Source organism: Pseudomonas sp. B21-031 (assembly GCF_024748985.1).
GTDB classification, from domain to species: domain Bacteria; phylum Pseudomonadota; class Gammaproteobacteria; order Pseudomonadales; family Pseudomonadaceae; genus Aquipseudomonas; species Aquipseudomonas kermanshahensis.
Genome location: NZ_CP087181.1, coordinates 5,618,426 through 5,634,175, shown reverse-complemented (window position 1 = coordinate 5,634,175; position 15,750 = coordinate 5,618,426). Strand labels below are relative to the sequence as shown.

Below are 15,750 nucleotides of genomic sequence, written 5' to 3'. Positions count from 1 at the left end.
AGCTGGCAAGGCATGGCCGAACGTTCCGCTTGCTTCAGGTGGGGCGCTTCAGCCGGTCTGGGTGTGTTGGTACTGGCGCTGGGGTGTGGGCTGCGCCTGCCGGAGTTGCGGCACGCCCAAGGGCAAGTGAATGCGCAGCATGAGCGGTTGAGCGAGGAGCATTCGGCCAAGGCAGCCCAGGTGCGGGAGCTGGCACGCATGCGCGATGCGCTGGCCGCCGCACAGCAGGCGCTGCAGGTTGCCCGGTGGCGTCTGGCCGCAGGCGAGGGCATGAGTGACCTGCTCGATTCGCTTGCCGCCTCAGGGCATGAATTTGGCTTGCTGTTCGAGCGGCTCGATGTGCATGAGGCGGTGGAGCAGGCGCACTACCGAACCATCCCCCTCGATGTTCAGGTGGTGGGCCGGTATGCAGCGCTGCGCCTGTGGTTGGACGAATGGCTTGGCCAACTGCGGCTGCTGCGTGTCGGTGACGTGAGCATAAACGAAGTCGATGGGCGGCCAGGGCTGTTGCGCTTGCGTCTAAGGGTTCACGTGCATCATGCCGATGCAGCGGCGCCGGCCGTTGAGTCATTGGCGCATTTGCCCGCTCGGGCAGTGACCGTGCCGCCGTTGGTCGATCTGTTCTCCGCAGCCCCGGCGAGCGTGGCACCTGGCGAATTGGGCCGTGTGCCTTTGGCGCAGTTGGAAATGGTTGGGAGCCTGGCGCAAGGTGGCGCGCATGAAGCGCTGTTGTTGTCTGCAGGCCAGTTGTATCGCGTGCGCCTGGGCGACCGGCTCGGGCGCGATGAGGGTGTTGTCGTGCACATCGACGAGCAGCGTGTCGACGTGCGCGAGCGGTGGTTCGTGGCGCGTGCATGGCATGAGCGCACAGCCGTACTCACCCTCCGAAAACCCCTAGACAAGGAGGTCATGGACAAGGATGAAAAGGCTATGGATAGGGGCGGCGGCGTTCGTCTTGTCGATCCCGCTAGCGACGGCAGTGCCCACTCGGGGTGAGCCACTGTCGCTGAACTTTCAGGATGTGCAGGTACGCGCCGTATTGCAGGTGCTGGCAGACCATGCCGGCGTGAACCTGGTCGCCAGCGATTCGGTGCAGGGCAATATCACCTTGCGGCTTCAGGATGTGCCCTGGGAGCAGGCGCTGGACCTGGTACTGCGCAGCAAGGGCCTGGCCCGCCGCGAGGAGGGCAACGTGCTGTTGGTGGCGCCGGCGGCGGAGCTTGCTGGGCAATCGCTCGATGCCCGACTAGGCCAGGCACTGGATGCGCAATTGCAACCGCTGCAGCGTGAACTGATGCCGATCCACCATGCCGTAGCCTCCGAGCTCGCGGAGCTGTTGCTGGCAACCCTGGCGGACGACGGCATCCTCACCGGGCGCGGCAGTTTGAGCGTTGATGCGCGCACCAATACCCTGGTGGCCTACCAGCCGGCTGACCGCCTTGCCGAGCTGCGCCACCTCGTGGCGCAGCTGGATGTGCCGGTGCGTCAGGTGGCAATTGAGGCACGTATCGTCGAGGCCAATGTCGACTACGAAAAGAGCCTTGGGGTGCGTTGGGGTGGGCCCTTGTACGGTGAGAACGTAAGGCCAGGCAAGGAGCTGTTCGTCGACCTTGGGGTGGAACGTGCCGGCTCCAGTGTTGGCCTGGGCCTGCTGCGTGGCGGCATCTTGCTAGACCTTGAGCTCAGCGCCATGGAAAAGAGCGGCAATGGCGAAATTATCTCGCAGCCCAAGGTGGTCACGGCCGACAAGGAAACGGCCAGGATCCTCAAGGGTACCGAGGTGCCTTACCAGGAAACCAGCAAGAGCGGCGCCACGTCCGTGTCGTTTCGCGAAGCGTCCCTGTCGCTTGAAGTCACCCCGCAGATTACCCCGGACAACAAGGTCATCATGACGGTCAGGGTGACCAAGGACGAACCTGATTACGTCAATGCCTTGAACAACGTACCGCCGATCCGCAAGAACGAGGTCAATGCCAAGGTTCGCGTGGCGGACGGCGAGACGATCGTGATCGGTGGCGTCTACTCGACCACGCAAAACAATGTGGTCGACAAGGTGCCATTTTTCGGCGATCTGCCGTATGTTGGGCGGCTGTTTCGACGCGATGTATTACAAGAGAAAAAATCCGAGCTGCTGGTCTTCCTGACTCCGCGTATCATGAGTGACCAGGCGATTGCTGTGAGTCGTTGATTCTGTGCGAAATTTGATACTTGTGGGGCCAATGGGCGCTGGTAAAAGCACCATTGGACGCCTATTGGCCAAAGAGCTGCGCCTGCTGTTCAAAGATTCCGACAAGGAAATCGAACTGCGATGCGGCGCCAACATCCCGTGGATCTTCGACAAGGAAGGCGAGCCGGGCTTCCGTGACCGTGAACAGGCGATGATCGCCGAGCTCTGCGGGCTCGACGGCGTGGTCCTGGCCACCGGCGGCGGCGCGGTAATGCGCGATGCCAACCGTCAGGCGTTGCGCCAGGGCGGCCGGGTGATCTACTTGCATGCTTCGGTGGAGCAGCAGGTCGGTCGCACCGCACGTGATCGTAATCGCCCCCTGTTGCGTACCGCCAACCCGGAAGCGACCCTTCGCGCCCTGCTCGAAGCGCGTGATCCGCTCTACCGCGAGATCGCCGACCTGGTCGTTGAAACCGACGAGCGGCCGCCGCGCATGGTGGTGATCGATATTCTCGAACGCTTGCAGCAGTTGCCGCCCCGATAAGCCGGGACTATTCTCGGCCACCAGCGCCGAGGCGAGGTTCAACTTACCGCGTGCGCCGCCCAAGCGGCGCCGCGCCCAAGTACATTGTGGGGATACATGCAGACACTAAAGGTCGACCTGGGCGAGCGTAGCTACCCGATCTACATTGGCGAAGGCCTGCTGGACCAGCCCGAGTTGCTGGCGCCGCACATTGCCGGGCGGCAGGTCGCCATCGTTTCCAACGTAACCGTCGCGCCTCTGTACCTCGAACGCCTGGCCAAGACCCTGGGTGCCTATTCGGTGCTGCCCGTGGTGTTGCCTGACGGCGAAGCCCACAAGAACTGGGAAACGCTGCAATTGATCTTCGATGGCCTGCTCACTGCCCGGCACGACCGTCGTACCACCGTGGTGGCCCTTGGCGGCGGTGTGATTGGCGACATGGCTGGCTTTGCCGCTGCCTGCTACCAGCGCGGCGTCGATTTCATCCAGGTGCCGACCACCCTGTTGTCCCAGGTCGACTCCTCGGTTGGCGGCAAGACCGGCATCAACCACCCCCTGGGCAAGAACATGGTCGGTGCCTTCTATCAGCCCAACGCGGTGCTGATCGACACCACTAGCCTCAAGACCCTGCCGGCGCGTGAGCTGTCCGCAGGCCTGGCCGAAGTGATCAAGTACGGCCTGATCTGCGACAAGCCGTTCCTCGCTTGGCTTGAGGACAATATGCAGGCCCTGCGTGCCCTGGACGCCACGGCCCTGACCGAAGCCATCCGCCGTTCCTGTGCAGCCAAGGCTGCGGTGGTCGGTGCCGATGAGCGCGAATCTGGCGTGCGGGCGACCCTGAACCTTGGGCATACCTTCGGCCATGCCATCGAAACCCATATGGGCTACGGCGTCTGGCTGCACGGCGAAGCCGTGTCGGCGGGCACGGTGATGGCCCTGGAAATGTCCATGCGACTCGGCTGGATCGACCAGGCCGAGCGCGATCGCGGAATCCGCCTGTTGCAGGATGCAGGTTTGCCGGTGGTGCCACCACAGGAAATGACCCCGGCGCATTTCATGGAGCACATGGCGGTCGACAAGAAGGTGCTCGACGGGCGTCTGCGTCTGGTGCTGTTGCGCCGGATGGGCGAGGCCGTGATCACCGACGACTATCCGAAAGAGATTCTTCAGGCCACGCTGTCGGCGGATTACCGCGCGATCGTGGCCCAGCTTTGAGGTTGTGACAGCGCAATGACCAGTTTGCATGCCGATGAGGCCTTTCTCGACCATTACCAGTTGAGCCACGATCCGTTCGCGCCCCGCGTGCCCGGCTTCAAATTCTTCCCGGCACAGCGCAAGCCTGTGCTGGGCCAGCTGCATCACCTGGCCCGTTACAGCCAGCTGATGCTGGTGGTCACCGGCCCCTTGGGCAGCGGCAAGACCTTGCTGCGCCAGGCCCTGGTGGCCAGTACCAACAAGCAATCGGTGCAGAGCGTGGTGGTTTCTGCCCGCGGCGCCAGCGATGCGGCCAGCGTGCTCGCCCAGGTCGCGCAGTCGCTTGAGGTCGCCCAGCCTGAGGTCCAGGCCATACTGTCGAAGGTGGTGCAACTGGCGCTGACCGGGCAGGAAGTCTATTTGCTGGTGGACGATGCGGAACAACTCGACGAGTCGGCACTCCAAGCGTTGCTGGAGCTGGCGGCGGGTGTTCCGGAAGGGCGCCCGCACGTGTTCCTGTTCGGTGAGCCGTCGCTGATTGCCGGGTTGGATGAGCTGAGTATCGAGGAAGAGCGTTTCCACGTTATCGAGCTCGCCCCCTACAGCGAGGAGGAGACCCGCGAGTACCTGGAGCAGCGTCTGGATGGCGCCGGCCGGGGCATCGAGGTGTTCACCCGCGAACAGATCGTCGATATCCATGAACACTCCGACGGTTGGCCTGGCACAATCAACCAGGTCGCCCGTGACACTTTGATCGAAGCCATGATCGCCAGCCGTTCGACGGCCAAGCGACCATCCATGGGGTTGAAAATGCCTAAGAAACATGTGCTCGCGCTGTCCGCTGTGGTCGTGGTCGCCGTTGCTGCCGCGGTTCTCATGCCCAAGAAAGGCGACAAGGCACCTGCCGAGGCGCCGGCCGCCCAGGCTCAGTTGCCATTAGGTGAAGGCCAGCCGGGCGCCGCCCAGGCCAATAATGGCAACCCGGCCATCGAGTTCTCCGGCTCGTCGCAGCCGATGCCACTGCCGCTGGTAGGGCAGTCGCAGCCGGTGATGCGCGAACCATTGGCCCAGGCCGCTGGCATGGGGGATGGCGAAGAGGGCAGCCCGGCCGGCAATACCGCGCTGCAGCCTGGCAACCCGCCGACCGTGACCACCATCGCGCCGCCGCAAGGCGTGCCTGCCGGCCCGGCCCCGACGCTGTCGAAGCCGACTGCCAGTGCACCGGTTCAGCCGGTTGCGCCTGCGCCAAAACCGGTCGCAACCCAGCCTGCAAAACCGGTTGCACCCGCCAAACCTGTACCTGCGCCAACCCAGGTCGCCTCAGCCAAGCCAGCCGCCAAGCCTGTCGAGAAGCCTGCGGCTACCGGCAGCAGCGGTGGTGGCTGGTATGCAGGCCAGAAACCGGGCAATTACGTGGTGCAGATCCTCGGCACCAGCTCCGAAGCCTCGGCCCAGGCGTTCGTCAAAGCCCAGGGTGGCGACTATCGCTACTTCAAGAAAAACCTGCAGGGCAAGCCGCTGTATGTCGTGACTTACGGCAGCTTCGCCAACCGTGATGCAGCGGTTGCGGCAATCAAGAACTTGCCAGCGAAGGTCCAGGCTGGTAAACCTTGGCCACGTACCGTCGCCAGCGTCCAACAAGAGCTGGCCACGGCCCGCTGATACCTGCCGGGCGGCACCACCCCGCCGCCCAGTTGCTGAGCGAATTCTAGCTTTCGACTAGCCTGCTGCGCCCGAGCGCGGCAGGCTTTTCTGTCCCAGGCTGCCGGCCACAAGCCTCTCTTGCAGTCATGGCTGAAACGCTTCAGACTCGAGCCAAGCCGCTATCACGGCGCATGGCGCAAAAACATTCAAATTTGCGACATAAATTTTCAATGGTGAGACATGAAAATTTGTGGGCATCGCTGTCGCTGTGCAACAATGGTTTTCCATGACCACCGCAAAAAAGCTGGCGTTTGATCGGCGTGGATGGTAAGTGGTTGTTAAAAAAGAGATTTGCCTCCGTTGAGAGGTGAACCTGGTGAGAAAGTGTCTATGAAAACAGGTCTGTACCATCCCGAAGAATTCAAGGACAACTGTGGTTTTGGCCTGATCGCCCATATGACGGGCGAGCCAAGTCACCACCTTCTGCAAACCGCCATGCAGGCACTGACGTGCATGACCCACCGCGGCGGTATCAACGCCGACGGCAAAACCGGTGACGGTTGCGGTCTGCTCATGCAGAAGCCCGATCAATTCCTGCGGGCCGTGGCCCAGGAACAGTTTGCCGTCGAGCTGCCCAAGCAGTACGCCGTCGGCATGGTGTTCTTCAACCAGGACTCGGTCAAAGCAGAAGCCGCCCGCGCCAACATGGACCGCGAGATCCTCGCCGCTGGCCTCAAGCTGGTCGGCTGGCGCAAGGTCCCAATCGACACCCGCGTGCTGGGTCGCCTGGCGCTGGAGCGCCTGCCGCAGATCGAACAGGTGTTCATCGGCGGTGAAGGCCTGAGCGATCAGGAATTCGCCATCAAGCTGTTCAGTGCCCGTCGTCGCTCGTCCGTGGCCAACGCCCACGACACCGACCACTACATCTGCAGCTTCTCGCACAAGACCATCATCTACAAAGGCCTGATGATGCCGCGCGATCTCGCGGCGTTCTATCCAGACCTGGGTGACGAGCGCCTGCAGACCGCGATCTGCGTGTTCCACCAGCGCTTCTCCACCAACACCCTGCCGAAATGGCCGCTGGCGCAGCCGTTCCGCTTCCTCGCCCACAACGGCGAGATCAACACCATCACTGGCAACCGCAACTGGGCCATGGCCCGTCGCACCAAGTTCGCCAATGACCAGATCCCAGACCTTGAAGAGCTCGGCCCGCTGGTCAACCGCGTGGGCTCCGACTCGTCGAGCATGGACAACATGCTCGAGCTGATGGTCACCGGTGGCATCGACCTGTTCCGCGGCGTGCGCATGCTGGTACCGCCGGCCTGGCAGAACGTCGAGACCATGGACGCCGACCTGCGCGCCTTCTACGAATACAACTCCATGCACATGGAGCCGTGGGATGGCCCGGCCGGCATCGTCATGACCGAAGGCCGCCACGCGGTGTGCCTGCTCGACCGTAACGGCCTGCGCCCGGCGCGTTGGGTGACCACCACCAATGGCTACATCACCATCGCGTCGGAAATCGGCGTATGGGACTACAAGCCGGAAGACGTCATCGCCAAGGGCCGTGTCGGCCCGGGCCAGATCTTCGCCGTGGACACCGAAACCGGCCAGATCCTCGACACCGACGCCATCGACAACCGTCTGAAGTCGCGCCACCCGTACAAGCGCTGGCTGCGTCAGCACGCCACGCGTATCCAGGCGACCTTGACCGACGACCAGGGCGCGGCCAGCTACGATGCTGACCAGCTCAAGCAATACATGAAGATGTTCCAGGTCACCTTCGAAGAGCGTGACCAGGTGCTGCGCCCGCTGGGTGAGCAGGGCCAGGAAGCGGTCGGCTCGATGGGTGACGACACGCCGATGGCTGTGCTGTCGCAGCGCGTGCGTTCGCCGTATGACTTCTTCCGCCAGCAGTTCGCGCAGGTCACCAACCCGCCGATCGACCCGCTGCGTGAAGCGATCGTCATGTCGCTGGAGATCTGCCTGGGCGCCGAGCGCAACATCTTCCAGGAGTCCCCGGAGCACGCCTCGCGGGTCATCCTCAGCTCGCCGGTCATCTCGCCTGCCAAGTGGCGCTCGCTGATGAACCTGGAGCGCGAAGGCTTCGACCGCCAACTGATCGACCTCAACTACGAGCAAGGCGTCGGCCTGGAAGCGGCCATCCGCAACATCGCCGACCAGGCCGAAGAAGCGGTGCGCAGCGGCAAGACCCAGCTGGTGCTGAGCGACCGTTATATCGCCCCGGGCAAGTTGCCGGTGCACGCTTCGCTTGCCGTGGGTGCCGTACACCACCGCCTGACCGAGCAGGGCCTGCGGTGCGACAGCAACATCCTGGTCGAAACCGCTACCGCCCGTGACCCGCACCACTTTGCTGTGCTGCTGGGCTTCGGTGCCTCGGCTGTTTACCCGTACCTGGCTTATGAAGTGCTGGCCGACCTGATCCGTACCGGCGAAGTGCTGGGCGATCTGGACGAGGTGTTCAAGTATTACCGCAAAGGCATCTCCAAGGGCCTGCTGAAGATCCTGTCGAAGATGGGCATCTCCACCATCGCTTCGTACCGGGGTGCACAGCTGTTCGAAGCCATCGGCTTGGCCGAGGACGTGGTCGGCCTGAGCTTCAAGGGCGTGTCGAGCCGCATCAAGGGTGCGCGTTTCGAAGACCTGGAAAGCGACCAGAAGCTACTCGCCGCCGAAGCCTGGAGTGCGCGCAAGCCGATCCAGCAAGGTGGCCTGCTCAAATTCGTCCACGGTGGCGAATACCACGCCTACAACCCGGATGTGGTCAACACCCTGCAGGCCGCTGTGCAGCAGGGCGACTACGCCAAATTCAAGGAATACACCTCGCTGGTCGACCAGCGCCCGGTGTCGATGATCCGCGACCTGCTGAAGGTCAAAGTGGCCGATCAGCCGCTGGCGATCGAGCAGATCGAACCGTTGGAGGCCATCCTCAAGCGCTTCGATTCCGCTGGTATATCGCTGGGTGCCTTGTCGCCAGAAGCCCACGAGGCGCTGGCCGAAGCCATGAACCGCCTGGGCGCGCGTTCCAACTCGGGCGAGGGCGGTGAAGACCCGTCGCGCTACGGCACCGTGCGCAGCTCCAAGATCAAGCAGGTGGCCACCGGCCGCTTTGGCGTGACCCCGGAATACCTGGTCAACGCCGAAGTGCTGCAGATCAAGGTAGCCCAGGGCGCCAAGCCGGGTGAGGGCGGCCAACTGCCAGGCGGTAAGGTCAACGGCCTGATCGCCAAGCTGCGCTACGCGGTACCAGGCGTGACCCTGATCTCGCCACCACCGCACCACGACATCTACTCGATCGAAGACCTGGCCCAGCTGATCTACGACCTCAAGCAGGTCAACCCGCAGGCGCTGGTCTCGGTCAAGCTGGTGGCTGAAGCAGGCGTTGGTACCATCGCTGCGGGCGTGGCCAAGGCCTACGCCGACCTGATCACCATCTCGGGCTACGACGGCGGTACCGGTGCTTCGCCACTGACCTCCATCAAGTACGCGGGCGCACCGTGGGAGCTCGGCCTTGCCGAAACCCACCAGACCCTGCGCGGCAACGACCTGCGCGGCAAAGTGCGGGTGCAGACTGACGGTGGCCTGAAAACCGGCCTCGACGTGATCAAGGCGGCCATCCTCGGCGCCGAGAGCTTCGGCTTCGGCACCGCGCCGATGATCGCCCTGGGCTGCAAATACCTGCGCATCTGCCACCTGAACAACTGCGCCACCGGCGTCGCCACCCAGAACGACAAGCTGCGCAAGGACCACTACATCGGCACCGTCGACATGGTGATCAACTTCTTCACCTTCGTCGCCGAAGAGACCCGCGAGTGGCTGGCCAAACTGGGTGTGCGCAGCCTGGGCGAGCTGATCGGCCGTACCGACCTGCTCGACATCCTGCCAGGCGACACCGAGCGCCAGCAGTACCTGGACCTGTCGCCGCTGCTGGGCAGTTCGCACATTCCGGCGGACAAGCCGCAGTTCTGCGAAGTCGACAAGAACCCGCCGTTCGACAAGGGCGAGCTGGCCGAGAAGATGGTCGAAATGGCCATGCCGGCGATCCGCGACCAGTCCGGTGGCGAGTTCAGCCTCGACATCTGCAACTGCGACCGCTCCATCGGTGCGCGCATCTCGGGTGAGATCGCCCGCTTGCACGGCAACCAGGGCATGGCCGCTGCGCCGATCACCTTCCGCTTCAAGGGCACGGCGGGCCAGAGCTTCGGCGTGTGGAACGCCGGTGGCCTGAACCTGCACCTGGAAGGCGATGCCAACGACTACGTCGGCAAAGGCATGACCGGTGGCAAGGTCACCATCGTGCCACCTGCCGGCAGCCCGTTCGAAACCCAGCACAGCGCCATCGTCGGAAACACCTGCCTGTACGGTGCCACTGGCGGCAAGCTGTTCGCCGCCGGTACTGCGGGCGAGCGCTTCGCTGTGCGTAACTCTGGCGCCCACGCTGTTGTCGAGGGCACTGGCGATCACTGCTGTGAATACATGACCGGCGGCTTTGTCTGCGTCCTGGGCAAGACCGGTTACAACTTCGGCTCTGGCATGACCGGCGGCTTCGCCTACGTGCTCGACATGGACAACAGCTTCGTCGACAAGCTCAACCATGAACTGGTGGAAATCCAGCGCATCAGTGGTGAAGCGATGGAGGCGTACCGCAGCCACCTGGCGCGCGTCCTTGGCGAATACGTGGACGAGACCGGCAGCGAGTGGGGGCGTGAGCTCTTCGAGAACCTGGACGACTATGTGCGGCGCTTCTGGCTGGTCAAGCCGAAGGCGGCCAACCTCAAGCAACTGCTGTCCAGCACCCGTGCCAACCCGCAGTAACAACAGCTGCAAGTGGCAAGCCTCAAGCTGCGAGTAATCGCAGTGCGAGGTTTGCCGGACCCAAGTGATCGACTTGCAGCTTGCGGCTTGTAGCTTGCGACTGCGGTAAAGAGGTTTTGAAAAATGGCTGAACGTCTGAGCAACGACTTCCAGTTCATCGAAGTGGGGCGTAAAGACCCAAAGAAAAAGCTGCTGCGCCAGCGCAAGAAAGAGTTCGTCGAGATCTACGAACCCTTCAAGCCGCAGCAGTCCGTGGAGCAGGCGCACCGTTGCCTGGGCTGCGGTAACCCGTATTGCGAATGGAAGTGCCCGGTGCACAACTTCATCCCTAACTGGTTGAAGCTGGTGTCCGAGGGCAACATCCTGGCGGCGGCAGAACTGTCGCACCAAACCAACACCCTGCCTGAAGTGTGCGGCCGTGTTTGCCCGCAGGACCGCCTGTGCGAGGGTGCCTGCACCCTGAACGACGGTTTTGGCGCGGTGACCATTGGCTCGGTGGAGAAGTACATCACCGACACCGCTTTCGCCATGGGCTGGCGCCCAGACATGTCCAAGGTCAAGCCGACTGGCAAGCGTGTTGCCATCATCGGCGCGGGCCCGGCGGGCCTGGGCTGTGCCGACGTGCTGGTGCGCGCCGGCGTAACCCCGGTGGTGTTCGACAAGAACCCGGAAATCGGTGGCCTGCTGACCTTCGGTATCCCCGAGTTCAAGCTGGAAAAGACCGTGCTGAGCAACCGCCGCGAGGTCTTCACCGGCATGGGCATCGAGTTCCGCCTGAACACCGAGGTGGGCACCGACATCACCATGGAGCAGCTGCTGGCCGAATACGACGCGGTGTTCATGGGCATGGGCACTTACACCTACATGAAGGGCGGCTTCCCGGGCGAGGACCTGCCGGGCGTGCATGACGCGCTGGACTTCCTGATCGCCAACGTCAACCGCAACCTGGGCTTCGAGAAGTCGCCGGAAGACTTCGTCGATATGCAGGGCAAGAAGGTCGTGGTGCTGGGCGGTGGTGACACCGCGATGGACTGCAACCGCACCTCGATCCGCCAGGGCGCCAAGTCGGTGACCTGTGCTTATCGTCGTGACGAGGCCAACATGCCGGGTTCGCGCAAAGAGGTGAAGAACGCTAAGGAAGAGGGCGTGAAGTTCCTCTACAACCGCCAGCCGATCGCCATTGTCGGTGAAGACAAGGTCGAAGGTGTGAAGGTGGTCGAGACCCGTCTCGGCGAGCCGGATGCCCGTGGTCGCCGCAGCCCTGAGCCGATCCCAGGTTCTGAAGAGATCCTGCCGGCCGACGCCGTGGTGATCGCCTTCGGTTTCCGCCCGAGCCCGGCGCCGTGGTTCGAGCAGCATGGTATCCAGATGGACAGCCAGGGCCGCGTGGTGGCACCGGAAAAAGGCAAGTTCAAGCACCAGACCAGCAACCCGAAAATCTTCGCCGGCGGCGACATGGTGCGTGGTTCGGACCTGGTGGTAACCGCTATTTTCGAAGGCCGCACCGCTGCCGAAGGTATCCTGGACTACCTGGAAGTCTGATTGAATGCTGGGGCTGCAAAGCAGCCCCTTTGGCGTTTTGTATACAAAATTGCTTGATCCAAGGCACCCAATAGACAAAACGCATGGCCTTGGCCGTGCCTTTTGTGCTGGCGTCTGAGAAAATGCCCGCACTTTTTTGCCGGATGCCGACATGACTGCCCTGAAGAACGATCGTTTCCTGCGTGCACTGCTCAAGCAACCCGTAGACGTCACCCCGGTCTGGATGATGCGCCAGGCTGGCCGTTACCTGCCGGAGTACCGCGCCAGCCGTGCCAAGGCCGGTGACTTCATGAGCCTGTGCATGAACCCGCAGTTCGCCTGCGAGGTCACCCTGCAGCCGCTGGACCGCTACCCACTGGACGCGGCGATCCTGTTCTCGGACATCCTCACCATCCCCGATGCCATGGGCCTTGGCCTGTACTTCGAAACCGGCGAAGGCCCGCGCTTCAAGAAAGTGATCAGCACCCCGGCCGATATCGAGGCACTGCCGATCCCTGATCCGCAGAAAGACCTGGGCTATGTGATGGATGCCGTCAGCACCATCCGTCGCGAGCTCAACGGCCGTGTACCGCTGATCGGCTTCTCGGGCAGCCCATGGACCTTGGCCACTTACATGGTCGAAGGCGGTTCGTCCAAGGACTTCCGCAAGACCAAGGCCATGGCCTACGACAACCCGCAAGCCCTGCACCTGTTGCTGGACAAGCTGGCCCAGTCGGTCACCAGTTACCTCAACGGCCAGATTCTGGCCGGTGCCCAGGCCGTGCAGATCTTCGACACCTGGGGCGGCAACCTGTCGGCGGCGGCGTACCAAGAGTTTTCCCTGGCCTACATGCGCAAGATCGTCAGCGGGCTGATCCGCGAGCACGACGGGCGCAAGGTGCCGGTCATTCTGTTCACCAAAAACGGCGGCATGTGGCTGGAAAGCATCGCTGAAGCCGGTGCCGATGCACTGGGCCTGGACTGGACCTGCGAGATCGGCGATGCCCGCCGCCGTGTCGGCGACAAGGTTGCGCTGCAAGGCAACATGGACCCGACCGTGCTGTACGCCAAGCCCGAAGCCATCCGCAAGGAAGTGGCGCGTATCCTGGCCAGCTATGGCAAGGGTACCGGCCATGTGTTCAACCTGGGGCACGGTATTACCCCGGAAGTCGACCCCGCGCACGCCGGTGCGTTCATCAATGCCGTGCACGAGTTGTCAGCGCAATACCACCAGTGATTTGATGCACTGCACAAAAAACCCGGCCTTGATGCCGGGTTTTTTGTATTAAGTTTCAATTCAGCGATCGTCGTTAATCTGGTCCCATCGAAACCGAAACAGGACCTGATCTTATGAAAACCCGTTACCTCGCCCTGATCCTCGCCCCTTTGTTCAGCACCGCCGCAGTGGCAGCGGGCTACACCGGCCCGGGCGCCCAACCGGTGACCACCGTGGCCGCTGCCAAGGACGCTGCCGATGACACGCCGGTGGTGCTGCAGGGGTATGTGACCAAGAAGATCAACAACGACGACAAGTACGAGTTCAAGGATAACAGCGGCACGATTACCGTCGAGATCGACAATGAAGACTTGCCGGCTACTCCGTTCAATGAAAAGACCAAGGTCAAACTCACCGGTGAGGTGGAAAAACACCTGATGAGCCGGGAAGTGGATGTCGACCTGGTAGAAATTGTTAACTGAATCAGCAAGAACAAACTGACTAGTTCGCTAGCTTAATCCTACATATCGGTGCCGGACGCGTCTTTAGACTTTGGCACGTCTGTCGGGAGTTGCCGCTCCTGATTGCTCTACCAAGCGTCCGGAGTGCCTGATGATTACAAGAAACAACCTGCGAACACTCGTCGTCAGCAGTGTGTGGGTGGCTATTGCTGGGGCTGGCCTGCATGTGCAAGTGGCCAATGCCCATGGCTATACCTCTAACCCACCCTCTCGCGCGTACGCCTGTCAATCGGGCTTGAACAGTGGCTGTGGTCCAGCCATGTACGAGCCGCAATCTGTCGGTGAAGGGCCTAAAGGCTTCCCGCAACGCGGGCCCGCCGACGGTAAGATTGCGAGCGGTGAGCTCTCCAGTTTTGCCCTGCTCGATGAGCAAACGGCCGGCCGTTGGCATTTGACGCCCATTCGAGATAGGCAAGTCGCGTTCGACTGGTACTACGCAGTTGGGCATAAAACCACTAAGTGGGAATACTTCATCACCAAACCCGACTGGAATCCGAACGTGGCGTTGAGCCGCGAGGCATTCGAGTTAACGCCATTCTGTGAGGTCGATGGCCAAGGCAAACCTGCTCGGGGAGAAGGCCAGCCCATGACAGGCCCGGCCCTTGAAAAGCATCAGTGCACGCTGCCGGCTGACCGCACCGGGCATCACGTTATTCTGGGTCTCTGGACCATTGACGACACCGCAGCTGCTTTCCATGACGTCATGGACGTGGATATCCAGGCCGAGGGCGGACCCGCGCCAGAATGGCCGCAAGTAGGCAGCATCAATCCAAATCGGAATTTGCAGATCGGCGACAAAGTCAAGGCCCGAGCCTTCGTGGGTACGTCGGAAAGCCCGCAGTACAGCGTCAGCATTGACATCGAACATGCCGAGGAGGCCAAAAAGGATAACTGGTCGCTCAAGCTCGCCAAGCGCATCAATGAGACTCAGAACCTAGTACAAGCCGGCCGAATCGGTAGCGAAGGCAACATCAAGCCGATGCCGGGCATCAATAACATCTATGCCAAACCAGAAACCGAAATCACGAGCTATCAACTGGAGATCGAAGGGACACCGGTGGACGATAGCTACCTTCACCTGCATGGTCTCAAGCCTGACTATACCCTGACCGACGGCAAGACCATCCTGGACTTCAGCGTCATGACCAACCGTCAGTTGCTGCTCACTACTCGCCTGTTTGACGCCGCCAATCAGCAGGTCGGCTTCGTTGAGCAGGACGTCGATGCCACTACCAGCCCAGTTGCAGTACCGGTCGAAAGTACCGCAGGCGAGCACCTGCTCAAGGTCGTAGGCGTCAACAAAAGCGGTCGCGTACTGCTGCAGGAAGAGCGCACGGTTCAGTTGAAAGCCGCAGGCAGCGAAGGCTACGACTTCGAATTCCCGCAGTCTATCGCCAGCTATAAGGCCGGCACGCGAGTCCTGCAGCCCAAGACGGGCGAAGTCTTCGAGTGCAAGCCGTTCCCCTACGAAGGCTGGTTCAAGACCTATTCGGAAAGTGCCACGCAATATGAGCCTGGTGTAGGCAGCCACGGGCAAGACGCCTGGATCAAGCGATAAAGGAGCTGGCCTGGCAGCCCGTGATGGGCTGCCAGGCCAGCCTGGGTACTTTCAATGCATGAACACAAGTATTGTTGGCAGCAGGTGCTGTTGCACTGGGTCTCTGCCGTGGTGATTGTTTGGGCGCTGGTCAGTGGCTTTTACGTTGCAATTTTCGATGTTGAGCCCACTACCGCCAGCCTCGTTGGCTTCGTCAACGTCAGCCTGACGACCCTTTTCATTCCCCTGTTCCTGGTGCGCTGGCTGGTTCGCCTGTTTAAACCCAGGCCAGGCGCTGTACATGATGACCCCACCGGGCAGTTGATCGCCCACCTGGTCCATGAAGGTCTTTATTGGGTGACGGCCGTGGTGCTGTTGTCCGGCGTGCTGATGATGGACGGGCCAATCGACGTATTTGGCTGGTTCACCTTGGCACCCCTGTTGAGCGATTGGTTCTGGCTGGCTGCGTGGTCCAAGTTGCACATCGCGGCGAGTTCACTGTTGGCACTGGGCGTGTTGCTGCACGTCGGTGCAGTGGTTTTCCATGAGCTAAGCGGGCGGCGCGTATTGCGTCGAATGTTGCCTTGAACC

Annotated in this window: 11 protein-coding genes; all 11 read left to right on the top strand. The window is 62.0% G+C overall.

Annotated features, from left to right (window positions below; all coding sequences use genetic code 11):
* The first annotated feature begins 12 nt into the window (after window positions 1-12).
* A complete protein-coding gene (locus LOY53_RS25090) occupies window positions 13-996 on the top strand; it encodes a pilus assembly protein PilP (protein WP_252826127.1) in 984 nt (327 codons plus the stop codon).
* On the top strand, window positions 920-2,188 hold the full coding sequence (locus tag LOY53_RS25085; RefSeq protein ID WP_252826126.1) for a type IV pilus secretin PilQ: 1,269 nt from the start codon (window positions 920-922) through the stop codon (window positions 2,186-2,188). The genes LOY53_RS25090 and LOY53_RS25085 overlap by 77 nt, the downstream gene beginning before the upstream one ends.
* Window positions 2,189-2,192: 4 nt before the next feature.
* The gene (gene aroK / locus LOY53_RS25080; protein WP_027592357.1) at window positions 2,193-2,711 is read left to right on the top strand and encodes a shikimate kinase AroK; all 519 of its coding nucleotides are present in this window, start codon (window positions 2,193-2,195) and stop codon (window positions 2,709-2,711) included.
* A gap of 96 nt (window positions 2,712-2,807) precedes the next feature.
* Window positions 2,808-3,905: a 3-dehydroquinate synthase gene (gene aroB / locus LOY53_RS25075; protein ID WP_099455610.1), complete on the top strand. Its 1,098-nt coding sequence runs from the start codon at window positions 2,808-2,810 to the stop codon at window positions 3,903-3,905.
* A 15-nt stretch (window positions 3,906-3,920) separates the two neighbouring features.
* Window positions 3,921-5,546 (top strand): AAA family ATPase, encoded by a 1,626-nt coding sequence (locus LOY53_RS25070; protein ID WP_252826125.1) that lies wholly within the window; start codon window positions 3,921-3,923, stop codon window positions 5,544-5,546.
* Between the two features lie 372 nt (window positions 5,547-5,918).
* Window positions 5,919-10,364, top strand: a complete 4,446-nt coding sequence (gene gltB, locus LOY53_RS25065; RefSeq protein ID WP_252826124.1) for a glutamate synthase large subunit — start codon at window positions 5,919-5,921, stop codon at window positions 10,362-10,364.
* Between the two features lie 123 nt (window positions 10,365-10,487).
* Window positions 10,488-11,906: an FAD-dependent oxidoreductase gene (locus LOY53_RS25060; RefSeq protein ID WP_099430676.1), complete on the top strand. Its 1,419-nt coding sequence runs from the start codon at window positions 10,488-10,490 to the stop codon at window positions 11,904-11,906.
* 151 nt (window positions 11,907-12,057) lie between these two features.
* Window positions 12,058-13,122: a uroporphyrinogen decarboxylase gene (gene hemE, locus LOY53_RS25055; RefSeq protein WP_099455606.1), complete on the top strand. Its 1,065-nt coding sequence runs from the start codon at window positions 12,058-12,060 to the stop codon at window positions 13,120-13,122.
* 113 nt (window positions 13,123-13,235) lie between these two features.
* Window positions 13,236-13,583, top strand: coding sequence for a YgiW/YdeI family stress tolerance OB fold protein (locus LOY53_RS25050; protein WP_252826123.1), 348 nt, complete (start codon window positions 13,236-13,238; stop codon window positions 13,581-13,583).
* 130 nt (window positions 13,584-13,713) lie between these two features.
* Window positions 13,714-15,180: an N-acetylglucosamine-binding protein GbpA gene (gene gbpA, locus LOY53_RS25045; protein ID WP_258703406.1), complete on the top strand. Its 1,467-nt coding sequence runs from the start codon at window positions 13,714-13,716 to the stop codon at window positions 15,178-15,180.
* An 84-nt stretch (window positions 15,181-15,264) separates the two neighbouring features.
* Window positions 15,265-15,747 (top strand): cytochrome b, encoded by a 483-nt coding sequence (locus LOY53_RS25040; RefSeq protein ID WP_258703405.1) that lies wholly within the window; start codon window positions 15,265-15,267, stop codon window positions 15,745-15,747.
* Window positions 15,748-15,750: the final 3 nt, after the last annotated feature.

Excerpts from the sequence above, each read along its gene's own strand:
- LOY53_RS25085 (WP_252826126.1), top strand. The coding sequence starts at position 920 with ATGAAAAGGCTATGGATAGGGGCGGCGGCGTTCGTCTTGTCGATCCCG.
- LOY53_RS25050 (WP_252826123.1), top strand. The coding sequence starts at position 13,236 with ATGAAAACCCGTTACCTCGCCCTGATCCTCGCCCCTTTGTTCAGCACC.
- gbpA (WP_258703406.1), top strand. The coding sequence starts at position 13,714 with ATGATTACAAGAAACAACCTGCGAACACTCGTCGTCAGCAGTGTGTGG.
- hemE (WP_099455606.1), top strand. The coding sequence starts at position 12,058 with ATGACTGCCCTGAAGAACGATCGTTTCCTGCGTGCACTGCTCAAGCAA.
- LOY53_RS25090 (WP_252826127.1), top strand. The coding sequence starts at position 13 with ATGGCCGAACGTTCCGCTTGCTTCAGGTGGGGCGCTTCAGCCGGTCTG.
- aroB (WP_099455610.1), top strand. The coding sequence starts at position 2,808 with ATGCAGACACTAAAGGTCGACCTGGGCGAGCGTAGCTACCCGATCTAC.
- gltB (WP_252826124.1), top strand. The coding sequence starts at position 5,919 with ATGAAAACAGGTCTGTACCATCCCGAAGAATTCAAGGACAACTGTGGT.
- LOY53_RS25060 (WP_099430676.1), top strand. The coding sequence starts at position 10,488 with ATGGCTGAACGTCTGAGCAACGACTTCCAGTTCATCGAAGTGGGGCGT.
- LOY53_RS25070 (WP_252826125.1), top strand. The coding sequence starts at position 3,921 with ATGACCAGTTTGCATGCCGATGAGGCCTTTCTCGACCATTACCAGTTG.